Source organism: Neorhizobium sp. P12A, assembly GCF_008365395.1.
In the GTDB taxonomy this organism is placed as follows: Bacteria; Pseudomonadota; Alphaproteobacteria; order Rhizobiales; family Rhizobiaceae; genus Rhizobium.
On the sequence record NZ_QOVX01000004.1, the window covers coordinates 300,618 to 323,344 of the forward strand.

General features: G+C 59.8%; 18 protein-coding genes. 12 read left to right on the forward strand and 6 right to left on the reverse strand.

Features of this window, described 5'->3' with window-relative positions:
* Positions 1-73 precede the first annotated feature (73 nt).
* The 4 genes from pstS (at position 74) to pstB (ending at position 3,868) form a co-directional block, all read left to right on the forward strand.
* Complete coding sequence (gene pstS, locus DTW90_RS15810) at positions 74-1,099, forward strand: phosphate ABC transporter substrate-binding protein PstS (RefSeq protein ID WP_132516898.1); 1,026 nt, start codon at positions 74-76, stop codon at positions 1,097-1,099.
* A gap of 72 nt (positions 1,100-1,171) precedes the next feature.
* The gene (gene pstC / locus DTW90_RS15815) at positions 1,172-2,143 is read left to right on the forward strand and encodes a phosphate ABC transporter permease subunit PstC (RefSeq protein ID WP_149339492.1); all 972 of its coding nucleotides are present in this window, start codon (positions 1,172-1,174) and stop codon (positions 2,141-2,143) included.
* A 10-nt stretch (positions 2,144-2,153) separates the two neighbouring features.
* Positions 2,154-3,005 (forward strand): phosphate ABC transporter permease PstA, encoded by an 852-nt coding sequence (gene pstA / locus DTW90_RS15820; RefSeq protein ID WP_132516894.1) that lies wholly within the window; start codon positions 2,154-2,156, stop codon positions 3,003-3,005.
* A 29-nt stretch (positions 3,006-3,034) separates the two neighbouring features.
* Positions 3,035-3,868: a phosphate ABC transporter ATP-binding protein PstB gene (gene pstB, locus DTW90_RS15825; protein WP_132516892.1), complete on the forward strand. Its 834-nt coding sequence runs from the start codon at positions 3,035-3,037 to the stop codon at positions 3,866-3,868.
* A 117-nt stretch (positions 3,869-3,985) separates the two neighbouring features.
* Here the strand turns inward: pstB and DTW90_RS15830 are convergent, their stop codons facing one another.
* Complete coding sequence (locus DTW90_RS15830; RefSeq protein ID WP_149339494.1) at positions 3,986-4,459, reverse strand: MarR family winged helix-turn-helix transcriptional regulator; 474 nt, start codon at positions 4,457-4,459, stop codon at positions 3,986-3,988.
* Between the two features lie 157 nt (positions 4,460-4,616).
* Between DTW90_RS15830 and DTW90_RS15835 the strand changes: the two genes are divergently transcribed.
* The gene (locus DTW90_RS15835) at positions 4,617-5,414 is read left to right on the forward strand and encodes an SDR family oxidoreductase (protein ID WP_149339496.1); all 798 of its coding nucleotides are present in this window, start codon (positions 4,617-4,619) and stop codon (positions 5,412-5,414) included.
* Positions 5,415-5,462: 48 nt separating this feature from the next.
* Here DTW90_RS15835 and DTW90_RS15840 read toward each other — a convergent pair whose 3' ends face one another.
* The 3 genes from DTW90_RS15840 to DTW90_RS15850 all read right to left on the reverse strand — a co-directional run bounded on the left by DTW90_RS15840 (position 5,463) and on the right by DTW90_RS15850 (position 9,213).
* Positions 5,463-6,707 carry a cytochrome P450 gene (locus DTW90_RS15840; protein WP_149339498.1) on the reverse strand — a complete coding sequence of 415 codons (1,245 nt, stop codon included), beginning with the start codon at positions 6,705-6,707 and terminating at the stop codon, positions 5,463-5,465.
* Positions 6,708-6,863: 156 nt separating this feature from the next.
* Positions 6,864-8,117: a GGDEF domain-containing protein gene (locus DTW90_RS15845; RefSeq protein WP_149339500.1), complete on the reverse strand. Its 1,254-nt coding sequence runs from the start codon at positions 8,115-8,117 to the stop codon at positions 6,864-6,866.
* A gap of 196 nt (positions 8,118-8,313) precedes the next feature.
* Positions 8,314-9,213, reverse strand: a complete 900-nt coding sequence (locus tag DTW90_RS15850; protein ID WP_149339502.1) for an SDR family oxidoreductase — start codon at positions 9,211-9,213, stop codon at positions 8,314-8,316.
* Positions 9,214-9,310: 97 nt separating this feature from the next.
* On the opposite strand from DTW90_RS15850, the gene DTW90_RS15855 reads away from it, so the two are divergent.
* Entirely contained in the window at positions 9,311-10,147 is an 837-nt protein-coding gene (locus tag DTW90_RS15855) for a helix-turn-helix transcriptional regulator (protein WP_132516881.1), read from the forward strand.
* 25 nt (positions 10,148-10,172) lie between these two features.
* Here the strand turns inward: DTW90_RS15855 and DTW90_RS15860 are convergent, their stop codons facing one another.
* The gene (locus DTW90_RS15860; RefSeq protein ID WP_348642639.1) at positions 10,173-10,673 is read right to left on the reverse strand and encodes an ATPase inhibitor subunit zeta; all 501 of its coding nucleotides are present in this window, start codon (positions 10,671-10,673) and stop codon (positions 10,173-10,175) included.
* A gap of 476 nt (positions 10,674-11,149) precedes the next feature.
* On the opposite strand from DTW90_RS15860, the gene clpP reads away from it, so the two are divergent.
* From clpP to hupB, 4 genes are all read left to right on the forward strand, one after another.
* A complete protein-coding gene (gene clpP, locus DTW90_RS15865; protein WP_132516877.1) occupies positions 11,150-11,782 on the forward strand; it encodes an ATP-dependent Clp endopeptidase proteolytic subunit ClpP in 633 nt (210 codons plus the stop codon).
* 307 nt (positions 11,783-12,089) lie between these two features.
* The gene (gene clpX / locus DTW90_RS15870) at positions 12,090-13,367 is read left to right on the forward strand and encodes an ATP-dependent Clp protease ATP-binding subunit ClpX (protein ID WP_132516875.1); all 1,278 of its coding nucleotides are present in this window, start codon (positions 12,090-12,092) and stop codon (positions 13,365-13,367) included.
* 406 nt (positions 13,368-13,773) lie between these two features.
* Complete coding sequence (lon, locus tag DTW90_RS15875; protein WP_132516873.1) at positions 13,774-16,194, forward strand: endopeptidase La; 2,421 nt, start codon at positions 13,774-13,776, stop codon at positions 16,192-16,194.
* 202 nt (positions 16,195-16,396) lie between these two features.
* The gene (gene hupB, locus DTW90_RS15880; RefSeq protein ID WP_149339504.1) at positions 16,397-16,672 is read left to right on the forward strand and encodes a DNA-binding protein HupB; all 276 of its coding nucleotides are present in this window, start codon (positions 16,397-16,399) and stop codon (positions 16,670-16,672) included.
* Positions 16,673-16,771: 99 nt separating this feature from the next.
* Here hupB and DTW90_RS15885 read toward each other — a convergent pair whose 3' ends face one another.
* Positions 16,772-17,758, reverse strand: a complete 987-nt coding sequence (locus tag DTW90_RS15885; protein WP_149339506.1) for an aldo/keto reductase — start codon at positions 17,756-17,758, stop codon at positions 16,772-16,774.
* A 230-nt stretch (positions 17,759-17,988) separates the two neighbouring features.
* Between DTW90_RS15885 and DTW90_RS15890 the strand changes: the two genes are divergently transcribed.
* The gene (locus tag DTW90_RS15890; RefSeq protein ID WP_149339508.1) at positions 17,989-19,227 is read left to right on the forward strand and encodes a DNA repair exonuclease; all 1,239 of its coding nucleotides are present in this window, start codon (positions 17,989-17,991) and stop codon (positions 19,225-19,227) included.
* A gap of 3 nt (positions 19,228-19,230) precedes the next feature.
* Positions 19,231-22,677 (forward strand): YhaN family protein, encoded by a 3,447-nt coding sequence (locus DTW90_RS15895; protein ID WP_149339510.1) that lies wholly within the window; start codon positions 19,231-19,233, stop codon positions 22,675-22,677.
* Positions 22,678-22,727: the final 50 nt, after the last annotated feature.

Here is a 22,727-nt window from a genome sequence, read left to right on the forward strand (position 1 = left end):
GTCACAGCAATAGGGGCGACATACGCCGAACTCCCGCCCGCCATCCTTTCATCACTCGAGGAAGTGGTTTATCATGTTTAACCAGAAAATCCGTTCACTTTGCCTTTCCGCAGCCCTGGTCGCTACCATGTCTGCTTCGGCTATGGCCGCAGACATCACGGGTGCCGGCTCGAGCTTCATCGCTCCGGTTCTGTCCAAGTGGGCTGAACAGTACAAGGCTGCGACGAACAACGTCGTCAACTACCAGTCGGTTGGTTCGGGCGCAGGCATCAAGCAGCTCCTCGACAAGACGATCGTTTTCGGCGCTTCTGACAAGCCGATGAGCGACGCTGACCTCGAGAAGAACGGCATTGCTCAGTTCCCGATGATCTCCGGCGGTATCGTCGTTTCCTACAACATCGAAGGCGTAAAGGCCGGCGAACTCGTTCTCGACGGCAAGACGCTGGCCGACATCTTCCTCGGCAAGATTGCCAAGTGGGACGACGCCGCCATCAAGGCTCTCAACCCGAGCCTGAAGCTGCCCTCCACGCCGATCTCCGTCGTTTATCGCGCTGACAGCTCGGGCACGACCTTCAACTTCACCGATTACCTCTCGAAGGTTTCGCCGGAGTGGAAGGAAAAGGTTGGTTCGGACACGGCTGTTGAATGGCCGGTCGGCTTCGGCGCCAAGGGCTCTGAAGGCGTTTCCACCACCGTCAACCAGACGGCTGGCTCGATCTCCTACGTTGAATACTCCTACGTCGTCGCCAACCACATCGGTTTCGCGAAGATGAAGAACGCTGCCGGCAAGGTTATCGAGCCGAGCCTCGACACCTTCAAGGCTGCTGCTTCCAACGCTGACTGGGCTCACGCCAAGAACTTCAACCTGATCATCACCAACCAGCCGGGCGAAAAGAGCTGGCCGATTGCTGCTTCGACCTGGGTTATGCTCTACAAGAAGCCGGCTGACGCTGCTGCCAACGAAGAAGCTCTGAAGTTCTTCAAGTGGTCCTACGAAAAGGGCCAGAAGGCTGCAACCGACCTGTCCTACCTTCCGGTTCCGGAAACTGTAGCTAAGGTTGTCGAAGAGTCCTGGAAGAAGGACTTCGCAGCCAAGTAATGCTGGCTGAGTAGCTACGGCGGACAGGGCATGGCCCTGTCCGCCTTTCGTCACAGGACAAGGGGCAAATCGATGGCCGACGCGACTCATACGGCTGGCTTTAAGGCACTGGATACCACCGCCAGCACCAGGAAATTCCGGGCACAGGATCGGATTTTCTATTTTATGACGCTTGGCTCGGCTGCTCTTGTCGTGCTTCTGCTGCTGGCGATTCTTGCGATCCTTGTCATCGACGCCGTGCCGACGTTCCAGCAATTCGGCCTCTCGTTCCTTTGGGGCACGAGGTGGAGTGTTCCCGTTAATATTTATGGTGCTGTGCCCGCTTTGGTCGGTACGCTGGTGAGCTCTGTTATCGCCATGCTGATCGCCGTTCCACTGGGCATCGGCATTGCCATCTTCCTGACGGAACTCTGCCCCGGGAGCCTGCGTCGTCCGATTAGTACTGCGATCGAGCTTCTGGCTGGCGTTCCCTCCATCATCTACGGCATCGTCGGTCTGTTCATTCTCGTGCCGCTGATGCAGACCTATATTCTGCCCTTCCTCATGATGACGCTCGGCCAGGTGCCGTTGATCGGCCTGCTGTTCCAGCCGCCGGCGCCAGGCGTCGGCCTGTTGACCGCAAGCCTCGTCCTGGCCGTCATGATCCTGCCGTTCATCACCGCGATCTCCCGCGACGTGTTCAGCACCGTTCCGCCGATGCTGCGCGAATCCGCTTACGGCATGGGCATGACCACGTGGGAAGTGGCCCGCAACATCCTGATCCCCTATACACGCCGCGGCCTCGTCGGCGGCATCATGCTCGGCCTCGGCCGCGCGCTCGGCGAAACCATGGCCGTCACTTTCGTTGTCGGCTCGGTGAGCCGTCTGCAATCGTCGATCATCTCGCCGTCCACCACCATTTCCGCCCAGATCGCGAACAATTTCGGCGATGCCGACGGTCTGCAGTTTTCAAGCTTGATGGCGCTCGGCCTGCTCCTGTTCATCCTTTCCTTCTGCGTGCTTGCGCTGGCAAGGTGGATGATCGGCCGTGTCGACTCGCTCTGAGGAAAAAACCATGGAAAATGCAATTCGTCAGGGTATAGTATCGCGGCGCTACGGGAAGAACCGGGTGATGATGGCCTTGTCCTTCCTCGCGGCCGTCCTCGGCATATTCTTTCTTAGCGTGATCCTTGTGACCCTGCTTTATCGTGGTGTAACGGCGCTCAGCCTCGACGTGTTCACGATGTCGATCCCGGCACAGGGTTCGCGTGGCGGCCTGGTCAACGCAATCTACGGCACCGTGATGGTCACAGGTCTCGCGATCCTGATCGCTGCGCCGATCGGCATTCTCGCCGGCACCTATCTGGTGGAATATGCCAATGGCAGCAAGATTGCCGAGGTTGCCAAGTTCATCAATGACATCCTGCTGTCTGCACCCTCGATCATCATCGGCGTGTTCATCTACGGCGCCGTGGTCGTGCCGATGCACGGCAACTCGGCCATCGCCGGCATCCTTGCACTGGCGCTGATCGCCCTTCCTGTTGTCAATCGCACGACGCAGGATATGCTGTTGCTGGTACCGAATGCTCTTCGTGAGGCGACCGCCGCGCTGGGGGCGCCACGCTGGAAGTCCATGACCATGGTCATATACAAGTCCGCATGGACGGGTATCCTGACTGGCATCCTGCTGGCCGTCGCTCGTATCAGCGGCGAAACCGCGCCGCTTCTCTTCACGGCCGGCTACAGCAAATTCACGAATTTGGGCCTGACCGGTCCGATCGCCACACTGCCGGTCGCCATCAATACGCTCGCCGCTGATCCAGGCGAGGATCTCAAACAACTGGCCTGGGCCGGCGCGCTGATCATCACCGTTGCCATCCTTGTCCTCAACATCCTTGCCCGTGTCTTGAGTGGCCGCCGCCATTGACGCAGCCGCCGAACGATAGGAATACGACCATGAACATGAGCGACAGCAATTTCCAGAGCGTCACCACACAGCCGGGGAAGGACGCCGCCCCCCTGTCGGATGCCGCGCTCGCGAAGCTTGAGGTAAAGAACCTCGACTTTACCTATCAGAACGGCCATCGCGTTCTGAAGGGTGTGAATATGAACATCCGCAAGAACGCGGTCACTGCCTTCATCGGTCCGTCGGGCTGCGGCAAGTCCACGCTGCTGCGCACCTTCAACCGCATGTACGATCTCTATCCGGGCCAGTCGGTTTCGGGCGAGATCCTGCTGGACGGTCGCAATATCCTCACCAAGGACGTCGATCTGAACGATCTGCGCGCCAAGGTCGGCATGGTGTTCCAGAAGCCGACGCCATTCCCGATGTCGATCTATGAAAACGTCGCTTTCGGCATCCGCCTCTATGAAAAGATTTCCAAGGCGGAAATGGACGCCCGCGTCGAAGAGGCGCTGACGGTCACGGCGCTGTGGAGCGAAGTGAAGGAAAAGCTGCACCAGAGCGGACTTGGCCTTTCCGGCGGTCAGCAGCAGCGCCTCTGCATCGCCCGCGCCATCGCGGTCAAGCCATCAGTGCTGCTGCTCGATGAGCCGACCTCAGCCCTCGACCCGATCTCGACAGCCAAGGTCGAGGAACTGGTTTCGCAGCTGAAGGGCGAGTTCACGGTCGTCATCGTCACGCACAACATGCAGCAGGCGAGCCGTATCTCCGACAACACCGCCTTCATGTATCTCGGCGATCTCATCGAATACGGCCCGACCGAACAGATCTTCCAGGCTCCGAAGGTGAAGCGCACGGAAGACTACATCACCGGTCGTTACGGCTGATATTGGCCCTATACTGGGAATTCACGGATGGCGCCTCCTAGGGCGCCATTTTCGTTTTGGGCATATAGTGGTCCGCCGCAGCTAGCATCATCCGGCAGCCCCATACCACGGTTGCAGTCACCCTTGCGGCTTCGTTCGGAAGGCCGCAGCGAAATCCTTCGAAGAGATCAGCGCCATGGTCTGGCGCAGCGCCGCTGAAGCTTCCGTCCCGAACACGCGATCGAAGCGATGCTGGGCCTCCTGCCAGAGGCCGATCGCTTCACGGCGCTTGTTGTCGCCGAATGGCGTCAGGCGGACCCGCTTCACACGGCGGTCTTGCGTATCGGGAACCAGTTCGAGAAAGCCGTCGCGGATCAGCGGCTTCAGCGTATGGCCGAGCGCCGACAGGTCCATGACCAATGCCTCGGCCAGCGCTTTCAGCGAAGGCCCGTTCATCTTGTCGATCTGGATGAGCAGCGTTACCTGTGTCAGCCGCAGACCGCTGGGCTCCAGGACGTCGTCATAGAGCTGTCCCAGCTGGCGCGAGGCGCGCCGCACCGCTGTGTTGGAGCACAGTTCCCAGGTGTCGGGCTCCGCTTTTCGATTTTCCATCGTCGTTCCTTCGTGCCGTGACGCCAACAGGCGCGAGACGGTCCAATCGGTCTTGGCCGGAGCTTATAAACTTCACGGCGCCTCTTGCAAAATCATCTCGTCCCATCAATATAGTGGCATATACCAGTAATTTCCAGATCAACGAAAGGATTGGAACATGTCGAAGGAAAATCTCGGAACGGCACTCGTCACGGGCGCCTCGTCTGGCATCGGCGCAACCTATGCCGAGCGGCTTGCAAAGCGCGGTTATGACCTCATCCTGGTCGCTCGCGATCTCGGCCGGTTGAATGAGGCAAGCGCCCGCCTGAGCGCCGCGCATAGCGTGAAGGTGGATGTGCTGCAGGCGGATCTGACCGTGGCTGAAGATGTGCGCAAGGTGGAGAAGCAGATCCGCGAAGACGCTGCCGTGACGCTCGTCGTCAACAATGCCGGCATCGGCTATGGCCTGAAGCTGCTCGACAGCGATGTCGATGCGCTCGACCGCTTGATCGCGCTCAATATCACTGCGGTGAACCGTCTGGCCGTTGCGGCCGCCCAGACCTTTGCGCCGCGCGGCAAAGGCGCAATCATCAACATCGCCTCTGTCGTTGCGATCGTTCCGGAGCTTTTCAACGGCACCTACAGCGCCACCAAGAGCTATGTGTTGAGCCTCACGCAGTCGCTGAACGCGGAGCTGGCAGAAAGGGGCGTCAAGGTCCAGGCCGTGATGCCAGGCCTGACGCGCACCGAAATCTTCGAGCGCGCCGGCGGTTCGGTGGACGATCTCGACCCGAAGATGGTCATGGAAGCGACCGACATGGTCGATGCAGCCCTTGCAGGCTTCGATCAGGGCGAACTGATCACCATTCCGTCGCTGCCCGATCCCGCGGATTGGCAGGCGCTTGATGCCGCCCGCGGCGTCCTTGGCCCGAACCTGTCGCATGACAAACCGGCCGCCCGATACGGCATCCGCTAACCGTCGATCATTGTTGCAACGGCAGCCGCCTGAGCGCTGCCGTTGACTTCACCAGGTCAGCTCAAGCTTATCCAGCCCGTGGAAATGATAGACGTCCTTGACCTCAGGCGTTCCCGCCAGCTTCAGGCCGGGCAGGCGCTGGAAAAGGATCGGCAGCACGACGTTGAGCTCCAGCCTTGCCAGCGGCGCGCCGATGCAGAAATGAATGCCGGCGCCGAACGACAGGTTCGGAGCCTCGTTGCGATCAGGCTTGAAAGCCAGCGGATCGGAGAATTTTGTCGGATCGAGGTTGGCCGCCGCCAGTATCATCGCCACCTTGTCGCCTCGCTGGAAGGAGACGCCGTCGATTTCGGCTGGCTCCAGCGCCCAGCGCTGGAAGATGTGGACGGGCGCGCAGATGCGCAGTGTCTCCTCCACGGTCCGTTCCGTGATGCCTTCATCACTGAACAGCTTGGCCGGATCATAGCCGCTCTCAAGGATGACGCGGACCGAATTGCCGATCTGGTGCACCGTCGCCTCGTGGCCGGCGTTGAGGAGCACGATGGTTGTCGAGACCAGTTCGTCCTCGGTCAGGTACTGACCCTTGTGCTCTGTCGTGATCATATGGGTCAGGAGATCGTCGCGCGGATTGGCACGGCGCTCCTTGATCACGCTCTTCACATAGTCGGCAAATTCTCTGGCGGCTTGATCGGCGGCGTCTTCGTCCCGTCGCGTGCGGCCGAACATGTACATGCGCACATAGGCATGCGACCATTTCAGCAGTTGTGGACCCATTTCTTCGGGAATGCCGATCATCCGTGCAATCATCGTGACGGGGATGATATCGGCAAATGCCGAAAGCAGCTCGACTTCGCCCTTCTTCTCGAATTTTTCGATCAGCCCGTTCGCGAGTTCCGCCAGTTCGGGCTTCATCTTCTCCACATGACGGGAGACGAAGGCCCGGTTGACCAGCGTTCGAAGCCGCGTGTGCTCCGGCGGCTCGATCTCCAGCAGCGAATGCTGTTCAGCAAGGTCGAAGTTTTTCAGATGCGGCAACGGCTCGGCCATCCCGAGCTCTTCCCTTGTTGTGATATGCAGGATCTGCCGGCCGAACCGGCGGTCACGAAGCAGCCCGTTCACATGGTCGTAGCCGGTGAAATACCATTGATTTTGCTGCTCCCAATAGAAAGTGGGACAATGCGCATGCAGAGCGGCATAGACGGCATTGGGGTTGCTGTAGAAAGCGGGGTCTCGACCGTCGAGGGAGACGTGACGCGTGGCGGGATCGATGGAAAGCGCTGGGGGTATGATCATGAGCGCAGGAGTAGCGCAAGTGCGGGAATAGGGAAAGACAGGGATCATTTTTTACGGGAGGCCCCGGTGACCGCGTCGCTGCACGGCCTGCAATGTGCACGTTTCATCCTATCGAGGAGTAATCTGTGAGGAGACAGAGAGCGGTGCAAACCTCTCTCACATCCGCGACAGCGTCCCCATCCGTCGTAGCGCGTGGATCTGGTCGTCGAGCGTAGGAACGAGTTCGCCGCCGTTGGGGTCGGGGGGCGAATTGGTCGCGTTTGCGGCCTCCTCTTCGCCGAAGACGACCGTGCAGTTGCGGCCTGCTTTCTTGGCCGCATAAAGCGCCCGGTCGGCCGCGGAAACGAGATTGTCCCATGTTGCCTCAGCGATCGGCAGGATGGCTATCCCGCCGCTGACGGAGGCGGGTATCAGGGCTGCGCCGGCGAGCAGCGGGACACGGCAGAAGTCCGCCCGGATCAGTTCTGCAATGACTTCCGCTTCCGTCTGGTCGTCGACCACGATGAAGCCGATGAATTCCTCGCCGCCCATGCGTCCGAAGATGCCGTCTCGCGGAATGAAACGCTTTGCGATGCGGGCAAATTCAGACAGGACGTGGTCACCCGCCTGATGGCCGTGGCGATCGTTGATGCTTTTGAAGTGATCGAGATCGAAGAGAAGTGCTGCAATCTTCCTGGAGCCGTCGGCGGAATCGCCGGTCATCTGCCGGAAGCCGTCCTGCAGGCCCCTGCGATTGAGAGCACCGGTGAGGTAGTCCGTGATCGAAAGCGCATGCCACCGTCGTTCGGAGCGCTCCATCAGCAGACGTCCGGTAAACGCGATCGCAAGCGTGATCATGAGAGCGCTGCTGAGGGCCGAAATGGCGCGGCAGATTGCCGCCACTTCGTCCGAAAAGCCCATGATCACGATCGCAAGCGCACTGACGAAATTCACGCAGGCGAGCGTCAGAAAGATGAAGCTGAGATGGATTCGCGATTGCTCGCGATGTTCGCCGTGGGGTAAGACCACCATGACAAGAAGTGTCGCGCCGACTGCGCTGGAGAGATCGTAAAGGGCGACCCTGTTGGTGAAGTTGCTAGCCACCCAGGGCAGGCACACGCCAGCAGTCCAGATCAAAGGCGGAAGCAGCGCGGTCAGCTGCAGCTTGCGCTTGTCCATCTGGCGAAAGCCGGCGATCCAGGCGCTTTCGCCAAGAAGCGTAATTGCGTTGCCGATCTCGATCGACAGGATGTTGGGAATGAAGCCGCGTGCCGCAACCATTGCGAAACCGATCGCGCCGACCGCGAAGCCCGCGGACCACATCAGATAGTTAGGCGATTGCCGATCATATCGCCAGGCAAGAAAAAGCGTGAACGCAAGCGTCAACGCTTCCGTACACCAGATTGTCAGTCCTGTTGCGATGCTGAACACGGCGTCCCTTCACTTTCCAGTGCGGGCACTATCGCCGAATAAGTTGGCAACATCTTTAAACAGCGTGGTAAACGATCATTTCTTTTTATATCGGGGCCATTTCTTGGCCTGATGCCGTCAGGAGGCAGTCATCACCTTGTCCTGCGTAGATGCGGAAGGCTGGCGCTGTCCGGCGCCAGCCTTCCAGAGTTGATGCCTAGGCCGCCAAACTGTCGTAGTTCATTGCGTCGAGATCGGCGATCAGGCCCGGTCCTTTCGGGAGCCATCCGAGCACCTGCCGCGTTTTTGCGCTGGAAGCTGGGAAATCCAGCCCCGCAAACATCGCCATCCAGCCGAAATGCTCGGCGGCCTTCTCCGGCTCAATCGATACGGTTGGCAATTTCAGACCGCGGCCAAGTGCTTCCGCGATCGCACGAGTTTCGACGCCTTCCTCACCGACGGCGTTATAACGCGCACCGGGTTCGGCCCTTTCGACCGCGAGCCTGTAGAGTAGCGCCACGTCGAGCAGATGGCCCGCAGGGAACCGGTTGCGTCCTTCGCCGACATAGGCCGAGACGCCTTTTTCCCGGGCAATCGCCACAAGCGGGGTGATCAGGCCTTGCTTGAAGGTGTCGTGCACCTGTGGGAGCCGCACGACGGAAACGTTCACTCCGGCCTCGAGCAGCGAGTTGCCTGCCAGTTCCGAGGCGACACGCGGATTGGGGTGCGCGGTGTTACAGATGTCCTCCGATGCCGGCTTTCCGAGTTCGGCATTGCCCAGTCCCGTGCCCGAGGTGATGATCAGCGGACGGTCAGATCCCTTGACGGCCTCGCCAAGCGCGTGGATTGCGCGGCTGTCCTTCTGACAGTTTTCGACGAATCGGGAAAAGTCATGATCGAAAGCGGCGTGAATGACGGCATCCGCCTTTTCCGCGCCGCGGCGCAGGCTCTCCGGCTCTTCCAGCGTTGCGCGATGGACTTCGACGCCTGCCTCTTCGAGCGTCCTTGCTCCGGCGTCGGAACGGGTCATGCCGATGACATGATGGCCTGCCTTCAAGAGCTCAGGCACTATGGCCGATCCGATGAAGCCGGTCGCGCCGGTCAGGAAGATGCGCATGGTATATCTCCTTATTGATAAGGACCCGACAATTAAGCTATCCTTTATGATGTTAAAGTAGTGAGTTTATCCTATTATAATCGCCAACAGGTAAGCCATGACCACCGAGAGCAATGCTTTGGGCCTATTCTTGCGGGATCGTCGCGCACGTCTCGATCCGGCGGTCTTCGGATTTTCCGGACGCAGACGCACACCCGGCCTGAGACGGGAGGAGGTCGCGCAGCGCGCCAATATCAGCTCCACATGGTACACTTGGCTGGAGCAGGGGCGCGGCGGCGCGCCTTCGCCCGATGTTCTGAACCGGATCGCAAGCGGCCTTATGTTGACGGAACCGGAGCGCGAGCATCTTTTCATGCTCGGCCTCGGTCATCCACCCGAGGTCCGCTATCGCTCGGTTGAGGGCATCAGTCCGCGCCTCCAGCGTCTGATCGACACCCTTGATGCAAGCCCTGCATTGGTGCGGACCGCGGCATGGGATATCGTCGCCTGGAACCGGGCCGCCACGGTGGTCATGACGGACTACGACAAACTTGCCCCAGGCGATCGGAACATTCTGCGTCTATTGTTCTCTAACCGCACGATCCGAAACGTTCAGCATGACTGGCAAGCAATGGCCCGGTTCGTCGTCGGAGCGTTCCGTGCGGACGTGGCCCGTGCCGGAGCGACGTCGGAGATCACGGACTTGGTCGAAGAACTCTGCCATACAAGCCAGGAATTCGCCGCCCTTTGGCGGGAGAATGAAGTGATCTCCCATGGCGAAGGAACCAAGCGCCTCAGACACCCCGTTTTGGGCGACATTGAATTGGAGTATTCAGGCTTTGCAGTGGACGGCAGGCCCGATCTCAACCTGGTCGTCTACAATCCTGTCGATCCTGCCGTGGCCGAGCGCATTCGCGCGTTGATCGGAAAGAACGGCAAGAGCGATCTTCGATAACGAATTTGCGGACCTACAGGTGGCATCATCCCATGAGAGTACGGGCAATATGCACCAGCGCGGCATCGCTGGCATCCGAGTTCGCCGCGTCTCCACCGGCTTCCAGCCATGATTCGGTCATGATCGCCAGAATTTGGTCGTCGGATTGAACCACTCCTGCAGCGTCAAAGTCTCTTCGAATTATTTGAAGAATATCGTTGCGTTCGATGTCGAACGTCCCCTTTGCAAGTTCATCCGAGTAGGCCTTGGCATTTTCGCTAGGAAGCGAGAGCTTTTCCGCCGCCCACATGCCAACCAGCTTGTTTCGGCGTACCATTCTCATGAAATCTGTCTGAGCGCCGGCCATCGAAAATCTCCCTTCTCTCCTCGCCATAAGAATGAGCGCGTTTAACCAGGCAGGGGATTCGTTGCATCGCCTCGTGGCGTTCGAGCCATCGCCTCCACTTCGACGGACTGCCCCGGTCATCTCGTCGACGACATTGTACAGGCCGTAGTGTGTCGGTACAAATCGCAACTTTGACACCATGCCTTCAGTTGGTTCGTTTCCTTCCAATCCTCATTGCGCGCGACATCAAGGATGGTTTCAGGTCCGCTCAAGCTCAAGGACGTTTCCCTCTGGACCACGTGCAGTGCGTTGCTGTTATCTTCCATCTGAAACGACGAGTGCCCAAGGGCCGAAAGCTGCCATCATAACGTCCGATGCATGAGGCTGTATTTCCATAGCCGGATAAGACCGAAGCAAATTCGAGGGCGGCATTCACCCTTCCTTCACCTTGACGGTTGGAAAAGTTGTGGGCCGCTTTCGGCGTAACGCCGCATTAATAGGCATCTGGAAGAAAAGCAGTAGAAATTCCTTCCGAACTTACACTCCTCGCTATGGTTCTTGACGTTATCCTTTTGCGTGTCTTGAAGTGCAGGGCAGGGACACTCTATGTAGGGGTGAGGCATTTTATTCGATTCCCGTCGCTTCGGCGTCGGGTGCACGTTTGACAAAGGACGCACATGAGAAATCCAGTCGATACCGCTATGGCACTGGTGCCGATGGTTGTGGAGCAGACCAATCGCGGTGAACGGTCCTACGACATCTATTCGCGCCTGCTGAAGGAGCGGATCATCTTCCTGACGGGACCGGTCGAGGATCATATGGCGACGCTGGTCTGCGCCCAGCTTCTCTTCCTCGAAGCCGAAAATCCCAAGAAGGAAATCGCGCTTTACATCAATTCGCCCGGCGGCGTGGTTACGGCCGGCATGGCGATTTACGATACAATGCAATTCATTAAGCCCGCCGTGTCGACGCTTTGCATCGGCCAGGCTGCGTCCATGGGCTCGCTGCTTCTGGCTGCCGGCCACAAGGACATGCGCTTTGCGACCCCGAATTCCCGCATCATGGTTCACCAGCCCTCCGGCGGTTTCCAGGGTCAGGCTTCGGATATCGAACGTCACGCCCGCGACATCCTGAAGATGAAGCGTCGCCTGAATGAGGTCTATGTGAAGCACACCGGCCGTACGTATGAGGAAGTTGAAAAGACGCTCGATCGTGACCACTTCATGGACGCCGATGAAGCCCAGAACTGGGGTGTCATCGACAAGGTCCTGACGTCTCGCGCCGAGATGGAAGGCGAATCTGCGTCCTAACTTATCCACGGACGGTGTCTTCCGCGCCACAGTTCTATCCCATTTGTGATCGAAGAGGGGTTTAAAGTGGTGCGGAACAGGCTAATAGTAAGTATTAATGCTATGTTGAGTTTTTATGACATAGCGTTCGGCATTCGAAGGGTAATTCGTTGCCACCGGAGCCTGAACATGCTTGTTTGGGCTTCGTTCAGTACCCTGAGGAGCGCCGCGACCGGCTATAGCTCCAATGTCTGGAGCAAAGTGCGGCGGCGCAGTGAGTGGACCGCTATTTCAATCTGGAAATACGGCGTGCTGGAAGGAAAGTGATATGAGCAAAGTCAGCGGCAGCAACGGCGGTGACTCCAAGAACACCCTGTATTGTTCATTCTGCGGCAAGAGCCAGCACGAAGTCCGGAAGCTGATTGCCGGGCCGACGGTATTCATCTGCGATGAATGCGTCGAATTGTGCATGGACATCATCCGTGAGGAAAACAAGTCCTCGATGGTCAAGTCCCGTGACGGCGTTCCCACGCCCCAGGACATCATCAAGGTGCTCGACGAATATGTCATCGGCCAGCGGCAGGCGAAGAAGATTCTGTCCGTTGCGGTCCACAACCATTACAAGCGCCTGGCGCATGCCTCCAAGAACGGCGAAGTCGAGTTGGCGAAGTCCAACATCATGCTCGTCGGCCCGACCGGTTGCGGCAAGACCTATCTCGCCCAGACGCTCGCCCGCATCATCGACGTCCCCTTCACCATGGCTGACGCAACGACGTTGACCGAAGCCGGTTACGTCGGTGAAGACGTTGAAAACATCATCCTGAAGCTGCTGCAGGCTGCCGACTACAATGTCGAGCGCGCCCAGCGCGGCATCGTCTACATCGACGAAGTCGACAAGATTTCCCGCAAGTCCGACAACCCGTCGATTACTCGCGACGTGTCGGGCGAGGGCGTTCAGCAAGCGCTTCTGAAGATCATGGAAGGCACGGTTGCCTCCGTTCCGCCCCAGGGCGGCCGCAAGCATCCGCAGCAGGAATTCCTGCAGGTCGATACGACGAACATCCTGTTCATCTGCGGCGGCGCTTTTGCCGGTCTCGACAAGATCATCTCCGCCCGCGGCGAGAAGACCTCGATCGGCTTTGGTGCAACCGTCAAGGCTCCGGACGACCGTCGCGTCGGCGAAGTGCTGCGCGAGCTGGAGCCGGAAGATCTCGTCAAGTTCGGTCTCATCCCGGAATTCATCGGCCGTCTGCCGGTTCTGGCGACCCTGGAAGACCTCGATGAAGATGCGCTGATCCAGATACTGTCCGAGCCGAAGAACGCGCTGGTGAAGCAGTACCAGCGCCTGTTCGAGATGGAAGACGTGGAACTCACCTTCCACGAGGATGCCCTGCGCGAAATCGCCAAGCGGGCGATCATCCGTAAGACTGGTGCTCGCGGCCTGCGTTCCATCATGGAGAAGATCCTCCTCGACACCATGTTCGATCTGCCGGCCCTGGAAGGCGTTCGCGAAGTCGTCATATCCGAGGAAGTGGTCCGCGGCTCTGCACGTCCGCTCTACATTTACGCCGATCGTCAAGAAGAAAAGGCCAACGCCTCGGCTTGACCGGTGGATAGACGGTGAACTTATCAGGGGCTCGTCATGTACGGGCCCCTTTCTATTTGAAAAGTCGTGTTGTTTCCTGTTAAGTTCCAAACAAGGTGATTGGAACTATGCTTCGGCCCGTTGCGAAGAATGTCGCCAAGGGCAATGATGGAATGATTCTGTGAGCTTTGACTGAAACAGGCTTTGCTTCTTAGATTCCAGTCGTCGGCAATATTTGGGTAACGCCGAATGTTCCAGTTTTCGTTTTGCGTTCCTCCCTGTAATAAGTCTGACACACTCTTGTGCGGTGTGCCGCCGCACGGCTTGAAATGAATAAAGTGAAGCTCCACTTGTTAGCCAAGTGAGAGCGCCGGTCGATCCCAAGGGGCCGGCCAAGAGCCCGGAAACGGGACGGAAAGGAAATGATATGACGAAGAAAACGTCTGCGGCAAACGAGAGCGCTGCCTACCCGGTATTGCCGTTGCGCGACATCGTGGTCTTCCCACATATGATCGTGCCACTATTCGTCGGACGGGAAAAGTCGATCCGAGCTCTGGAAGAGGTCATGGGTTCCGACAAGCAGATTATGCTGGTCACCCAGGTCAACGCCAGCGACGACGATCCTGCGCCCGATGCCATCCACAAGGTCGGAACTGTCGCCAACGTGCTGCAGCTCCTGAAGCTGCCTGATGGCACGGTGAAGGTTCTGGTCGAGGGCCGTGCCCGCGCACAGATCGATTCCTATACGGGTCGCGAGGATTTCTACGAGGCTTCCGGCCACGTTCTCGAGGAGCCGCAAGAGGATCAGGTCGAGCTGGAAGCGCTGAGCCGTTCCGTCGTTTCGGAATTCGAAAGCTACGTAAAGCTCAACAAGAAGATTTCGCCGGAAGTCGTTGGCGCTGCAAGCCAGATCGACGACTATTCCAAGCTTGCCGATACGGTTGCTTCGCACCTGTCGATCAAGATAACCGAGAAGCAGGAGATGCTGGAAACCACCAGCGTCAAGGCTCGCCTGGAAAAGGCGCTCGGCTTCATGGAAGGCGAGATTTCGGTTCTGCAGGTCGAGAAGCGTATCCGCTCGCGCGTCAAGCGCCAGATGGAGAAGACCCAGCGCGAATACTACCTGAATGAGCAGATGAAGGCGATCCAGAAGGAACTCGGCGACGGCGAGGAAGGTCGCGACGAGATGGCCGAACTGGAAGAGCGCATCTCCAAGACCAAGCTGTCCAAGGAAGCACGCGAAAAGGCTGATGCCGAACTGAAGAAGCTGCGCCAGATGAGCCCGATGTCGGCTGAAGCGACAGTCGTGCGCAACTATCTGGACTGGCTGCTCGGCATTCCGTGGAGCAAGAAGTCGAAGATCAAGACGGATCTCAACAATGCCGAGAAGATCCTCGAAGCCGATCACTTCGGCCTCGACAAGGTCAAGGAGCGCATTGTCGAGTATCTGGCTGTCCAGGCTCGCGCGACCAAGATCAAGGGTCCGATCCTGTGCCTCGTCGGCCCTCCGGGCGTCGGCAAGACCTCGCTCGCTCAGTCGATCGCCAAGGCGACCGGCCGTGAGTATGTTCGCATGGCGCTTGGCGGCGTTCGTGACGAAGCCGAAATCCGTGGTCACCGCCGCACCTATATCGGCTCGATGCCCGGCAAGGTCATCCAGTCGATGAAGAAGGCGAAGAAGTCCAACCCGCTCTTCCTGCTCGATGAAATCGACAAGATGGGTCAGGATTTCCGCGGCGATCCGTCTTCGGCCCTGCTCGAAGTGCTGGATCCGGCTCAGAACTCGACCTTCATGGATCACTACCTGGAAGTCGAATACGACCTGTCTGATGTCATGTTCATCACGACGGCGAATACGCTGAATATTCCTGCTCCTTTGATGGACCGCATGGAAGTCATCCGTATCGCCGGCTACACTGAGGATGAAAAGCGCGAGATCGCCAAGCGGCACCTGCTGCCGAAGGCCATCAAGGAACATGCATTGCAGCCGAATGAATTCTCGGTCAGCGACGATGCCCTGATGGCGATCAGCCAGCAGTACACCCGCGAAGCTGGTGTCCGTAACTTCGAACGCGAATTGATGAAGCTCGCCCGCAAGGCGGTCACCGAGATCATCAAGGGCAAGACGAAGTCCGTTCACGTCACGGCTGAAAACATCGACGACTATTTGGGCGTTCCGCGCTTCCGCCACGGCGAAGCAGAGCGCGAGGATCAGGTCGGCGTTGTTACCGGTCTCGCATGGACGGAAGTCGGCGGCGAGCTGCTGACGATCGAAGGCGTTATGATGCCGGGCAAGGGTCGGATGACCGTGACTGGTAACTTGAAGGAAGTCATGAAGGAGTCGATCTCCGCAGCGGCCTCTTATGTCCGTTCGCGCGCTGTCGACTTCGGCATCGAGCCTCCGCGCTTCGACAAGAGCGACATCCACGTGCACGTTCCGGAAGGTGCGACGCCGAAGGATGGTCCGTCTGCCGGTGTTGCCATGGCAACCGCGATCGTCTCGATCATGACCGGTATCCCGGTCAACAAGAACGTCGCCATGACGGGTGAAATCACCCTGCGCGGCCGCGTCCTGCCGATCGGTGGTCTCAAGGAAAAGCTGCTTGCAGCGCTTCGCGGCGGCATCAAGAAGGTGCTGATCCCGGAAGAAAACGCCAAGGATCTGGCGGAGATTCCGGACAACGTGAAGAACAACATGGAGATCATCCCGGTATCCCGCATGGGCGAGGTGATCAAGCATGCTCTCGTTCGTCGGCCCGAGCCGATCGAGTGGGACGGCTCCATCGAGACGCCGGTTATCGCAACTGTGGAAGGCGTGGACGACGCAGGTTCGGCAATCGCCCACTGAGTCGCTTTCCGCCACACTTATGCCTAATTGACGAAAATCTGACGAAGGCCGGCAGAAATGCCGGCCTTTTTTGTGAAAACCGCCTGTTTGTGCTTGCTTTTCCTTGATTTGCAGGGTTTTTGAGTTGCGGCGGGCCTGAGCATTCGTATGCTTTGCTCGACTTACAAACGAGACGTTTCATACCATCGAAAGGGGTGAAAACATGAACAAGAATGAACTCGTGTCCGCAGTGGCAGAGAAGGCGGGCATCACCAAGGCTGACGCGGCTTCCGCTGTTGATGCAGTTTTCGACGCTGTCCAGGGCGAACTGAAGAACGGCGGCGATATTCGCCTCGCTGGTTTCGGCAGCTTCACCGTTTCTCACCGTGCAGCCACCAAGGGCCGCAATCCGTCCACCGGCGCTGAAGTCGATATCCCGGCTCGCAACGTGCCGAAGTTCACGCCCGGCAAGGGCCTGAAGGACGCCGTTAACGGCTGATCTCGTTTTTCATCCACCCTTTCTGCGGCACGGCGTTGACGCCAGCCCGGAGCGGGAGAGGATTGAAGGGTCCGGTTTATCGCCGGACCCTTTTCGTTTTTACCAGCGCTGGTGAACGTGCGGCGCGATCAGCCGATCGTAGATGTCGCGGGTCGCGGCCATGACATCGGCAGACAGAGGCGCAAGATCGGCAGCCGCAGCATTGCCCTTGGCCTGCTCGGCATTGCGTGCGCCGGGAATGACGACAGTGACGGCCTCACTCATGAGGATCCAGCGCAGCGCGAAGGCCGCCATGCTGGCGCCGGCCGGCACGAGCTTCCGCACTTCCTCGACAGCCTGCAGGCCGACCTCGAAAGGAACGCCGGCGAAGGTCTCGCCGACATCGAAGGCTTCCCCATGTCGGTTGAAATTGCGATGATCGTCGCTGGCAAATGTCGTGGCACTGGTAATCTTGCCTGACAGCAGGCCGCTTGCCAGCGGCACGCGGGCGATGATCGCGACCTTCTTGCGGAGCGCTTCGGCGAAGAACAGGTGGTCCGGACGCTGGCGGAAAATGTTGTAGATGATCTGGATGCTGAGAACGCCCGGATATTCGATCGCCTTTAGCCCATCCTCGACCTTTTCGACGCTGACGCCGTAGCCCTTGATCTTGCCGGCCTTCTGCAACTCGTCGAGAGCCGCAAACACTTCCGGCTGATAGAGCACCTCGCGGGGAGGGCAGTGCAGCTGCACAAGGTCGAGACTATCGACGCCGAGATTCGTCAGGCTGCGGTCGATGAAGGCTTCGAGATTGGCCTTGTTGTAGCCTTCGGCGACGTGCGGGTTCAGACGGCGGCCGGCCTTGGTGGCGACCATCGGGTGCCCGCCGCCACGCGCCTTCAGCACGTCGGCGATGATCTTTTCCGAGCGGCCATCGCCGTAGACATCGGCCGTGTCGATGAAGGTCATGCCGGCGTCGAGTGCTGCGTTGAGCGCGGCCCGGCCATCCGCCTCACTGACATCGCCCCATGCGCCGCCGATTTGCCAGGCGCCGAAGCCGACATTCGTGACCGTGAAAGGGGTGCGGCCAAAAGCATGATGTTTCAAGAAATTTCCTCCTGATGTAATGAAAGGCATATGTAAGCAACAACCGCGCATACATCGAACTGACGGGCAAGTCAGCGGCCATCATCGCAATTCCGTAACATAGGATTGTGACGGAGGGCGGCAATGTGGGAAACCCTTGGACAAACCCTCGGGCAAGCTGTGGGAGCGGTGTTCATCGCGCGCATATTTCCCTAGAACGGTATGCTTGAACCGCTTGAATATCGGAACGCATGTCCTCCTTCAGCTTCATCCACGCCGCCGATCTTCATCTCGGCAGTCCCTTCCAGGGGCTGGCGCTGAAGGATGTCGATGTGGCTGCAATCTTCGTCGAGGCGAGTCGCAAGGCTTTCTCGGCGCTGGTCGGGCAGGCGATCGACCGCAAGGTCGATTTTTTCATCATCGCCGGCGATGTCTATGACGGCGATTGGAAGGACAACAAGATCGGTCTGTTCTTCAATCGCGAAATGGCGAGGTTGGAGCGCGCCGGTATCCCGGTCTTCCTTTTGCGCGGCAATCACGACGCCGTCAGCGTCATCACGAAGACGATCACGCTGCCCCGCAATGTCAGCGAGTTTCCGACAGCCAAGGCAAGCTCCTTCAGGCTGGAGGCGGTCAAGGTGGCGCTGCATGGCCGCGGCTTTGCGGAACGCTCGACGACGGACAATCTGGCGCTCGCCTATCCGCCGCCGGAGCGCGGCTGGTTCAATATCGGCGTGCTGCATACGTCGCTGACCGGACGCGAGCCGCACGAGCCCTATGCCCCGTGTTCCGTCGAAGACCTGCGCTCGCGCGGTTATGACTACTGGGCGCTTGGCCATGTGCACGAATACGAGCAGGTGGCGAGCGATCCGTTGGTGATCTTTCCCGGGAACCTGCAAGGCCGCAGCATTCGCGAGCGTGGCCCCAGGGGCGCGGTTCTCGTCAGCGTGGATGACGGCCAGGTAAGCCATGAGCGGCTCATTGTCGACGAGGCGCGCTTTGCGCAGGTCGAGGTGGGCGTCGAGCCCGACGACGACCAAGCAGCCGTGCTTCGACGCGTGGAGCACGCGATCCAGCCGCTGGTCGACGATATGGAGGGGCGCATGACTGCCCTCCGCATTCGCCTGACGGGCAGCACGTCACTCTTCGGCGACATGGCCGCCAACCGTCAGCAATGGCGCGATGAGGTGGAAGCTGCTTGCCACCGCATTCACCAGGATATCTGGCTGGAGAAACTCGAACTTCGCATAGAACCGCCACCCACGGTCGGGATCGCAGCGACGGGCACATCGCTCGATCTCCCACAGCTTCTCGGCAGTGACGGTGGTGAGGAGGATGCAAAGGCCGAAGCCGACAGGCTCATAGCGGAGATCGCGGCGAGGCTGCCGGGCGGACTTGCGACCGCCGCGTCACCACTTGGAGACGCGGCCGAAGCCTTGATCGAGGAAGCTCGGCAATTGCTGCTGGCGCGTGGGCGAGGGGCGGCCTGATCCATGCGCTTCAATCGGCTCGACATTATCCGTTACGGCGCCCTTACCGATTGCGGTCTCGATTTTCGCCCCGATGCGAAGCTGCACGTCATCTATGGGCCGAACGAGGCGGGCAAATCGTCCGCCCTCAGCGCCATTTCGGATCTCCTGTTCGGTTTCCCCCGCACGACATCGCATTTCAGTTTCCTGCACGATGCCACGACTTTGCGCATCGGTGCCGAAATTTCGCTACGCGACGGGACCAGCCTGAAATTCCGCCGTCGCCGCGGCACAAAAAATACGCTGCTCGCTGCCGACGAGAAGGAAACGGCGCTGCCCGAAGATGCGCTTTCGCCCTATCTCGGCAATCTGAGCCGCGACGTCTTCGAGCGCGCTTTCGGCCTCGACTCGGCCCGATTGAGGCAGGGTGCGGCCGCCATGCTGCAGAGCGGCGGCGAGATCGGCAGCCTGCTCTTCTCCGCAGCTTCGGGTCTTACGGGCCTGTCACGCCTCAGGCAATCGCTGGAGACCGAAGCGGATGGCATCTATGCCCAGCGGCGCTCGAAGGACCGGGCTTTCTATCAGGCATACGACCGCTACGAAGACGCACGAAAGCTCGAGCGCGACAATGAATTGAGATCCGGCGACTGGAAGAAGCTCGTCGCCGATGCGGCCGAGACTGAGGCTAGGCTCGCGGCACTGCACCGCGAGCGGCAGGAGACCAAGGCGGCGCTTGATCGCCTGAACATGCTGAAGAAGCTTGAGCCCGTCTTGCGGGAAATCGATTTGGAGGAGGAGCTCCTACGCGGCTTCTCCGATCTGCAATCAATCCATAAAGGATTTGGGGATCGGCTGGCCGAAGCGCTGGATTTCAGGAAGGAAGGCGAGGCCGCGTTGCGAACCGCCCGGCAGGATGTCCTGCGACTTCAGCAGGAAATTCAGGCAGTGAGGGTGGATACAGCCACCCTGGATGCCGCCGGCGCGATCATGGAGCGATATGCGCAGAAGGGAGCCTATCTCAAGGCTAAGGACGATATGTCTCGGGTCCGTGGCGAGGTCGAGGATTTCGATCTGCGGCTTGTCCAGATTGCCCGCAAGCTTGGAATGCCCGATGCCGAGGCGATGGAGCGTAACCAGCCGACCGAGGCCGATCTTGCGCGCCTGCGCGCGCTTGCCGTCGAAGGCCGGGACCTGAAGCGCGCCCACGCTGAAAATCGCCGCCGCCTCGAAGAGGAGCGCGAGCACTTTCGGCGGCTGGAGGCGGTCGAGATATCGGGACGGCTGATCGACCCGAAATCCTATGCGCAGCAACTTGCGGCCTTGCAGCCCGATATTGCCGAGCTTTCCCGATTGGACAGCCTGCAGGTAAAGCTCTCGCGTGCGCAGTCCGAACTCGCAGAGGCTACCGGGCGCCTGTCGCCCGCCGTCGCCGATCTTGATCAGCTCTTTGGCGTGCCTCTGCCCGATATCGCGACCCTCACCGAACATCGGCGCAAATTCGGCGAGCTGCAAACGGCTGCCCGCGAGGCCGCCGCCGCGCTTGCTCTGCTGGAGACCGAGCAGGGGGCTCTCACCAAGGATATTGCGTCGCTGGAGCAAGGCGGCAGCCTTGTCACCCGCCAGGAAATCGAGACGGCCCGTCTCCTCAGGGATGAGCAGCTGCGGGCTTTCGAAGCCTCGCCGTCAGGCGGATCGAAGGCGCTCGAGGCGGCAATCCGCGAGGCTGATCGCCTGGCCGACGAAGCACTGACCGATGCCGAACGCGTATCGACACACGCGAGGCTCATGCTGAGGCGTGGCGAACTGGAGCCGGCGCTCCAGCAGGCCAGAACCCGACAGACCGGAAGCGAGCAATCCATCGCTGATGCCAAGAGCGAATTCCATTCGCTCTTTGCCGCCACGAGAATAGTGCCGCTTGAACCGGATCAGATGGTTGAATGGCGGCGTGCGGTCGAGACGCTTGCGGCTCAACGCAACTCGGTGAACGTCCTTGCCGACGAAGTGGCGATATTGCGCGCGAGCGAGGACCGGCTCGTGCCCGTACTCATCGACCTTGCCCATGCGACGGGTCTCTCAGGCGCGGGTTCCCTGCCGGTGGCCGCCCTCGCAAGGGGGCTCTCCCGGCACATCGCCGACATCGGCCAGCGTTGGGCCGACAGCCGCTCCGCCGAAGGCGAGCGTCAATCCGTTGCCGACGTCATTGAAAGGCTCGAGGAGCGGGAAACAGCCGTCCGCAAGGATGCGGAGCGTTGGGAAGCGACCCTGGCCGAGGCCGTCGACTCAGTCGGGCTGCCCATAGGCGCGACCGTCGAGATGGTCGAGGCGACGGTCGATGTCTGGAAGGACCTGCCGCAGATACTGACGGAGCGCGAGAATCGCCGCAGGCGGGTACGCGGCATGCAGCGGGACATTGCGGCATTCGAGGACGGTCTGCGGGCGCTGGCAAGCGACCTCGCGCCGGATCTGGCGTCCTTTTCCGCTGACGCCGCCGCCGATGTGCTGCACGACAGGGCAATTGCCGCCAACTCCGACCAGCAGCGGCGAAAGAGCCTGCATTTGTCATTGGAGCAGGCCGAGGCCCGACTAGCTCGCTGCAAATCGAATCTCGATGTGCAGGAGACCGCTCTTGCCGCTCTCGCGGACGAGGCCTCCGTCTCGTCGGATGATCTGCCGCAACTCCTCGCCCAACTTCGCGAGAGAAGCAGGCTGGAGGAAAGCGTCTCAGTCTGCCGACGCCGTTTCCAGGAGCAGGCCGATGGGCAGGATGAGGCGCATATCCGTGTTGCTCTGTCCGACTTCGACCGGATCGAAGCCAATCTCGAGATCGAGCGGCTGGAGGCGCTGGACAGCGACCAGCTGCTGCGCTTCGGCGCGCTGACGGCCCAGCTCAACGAGAATCAGCGTCAGCGCAGCGCGCTCGAAACGGGCGCCAGCGCCGAATATGCCGTGTTCGAAAAACATGCGGCCGAGGAGGAAGCCAGGGATCTCGCCCGGCAATGGGTCGTCCTCAAGCTCGCCGCCCATATGCTAGGCACGTCGATGGAGGCCTATCGGGAACGGCAGGCGGATCCCGTCATGAAGCGGGCAGGAGATATCTTCTCCGTTCTGACCGGCAGCCGTTTCTCGCGTCTCGTCCAGGATTATGGCAGCGACGACGAGCTCCAGCTTCTCGCAGAACGCGCCACCGGCGAGCGGGTGCCGCTATCAGGCCTCAGCGAGGGAACCGGCGACCAGCTCTACCTCGCTCTTCGTCTGGCCTTCCTCGAAGATTACTCGGCGCGCAACGAACCGGCGCCGCTCATCGTCGACGATATCTTCCAGACCTTCGACGACGATCGCACCGCCGCCGGCCTGAACGCGCTCGCCGGCACCGTCGGCCGCTTCCAAACGATCCTCTTCACCCACGAAATGAGCGTCGTCGACATCGCCCGGCGCGAAATCGGCAAGGATCTGGACCTCATCCAGCTTTGACGATTGCCACCGGGTGAAAATTCCGGCGCCTCTCCGCTGATCGGATTCGT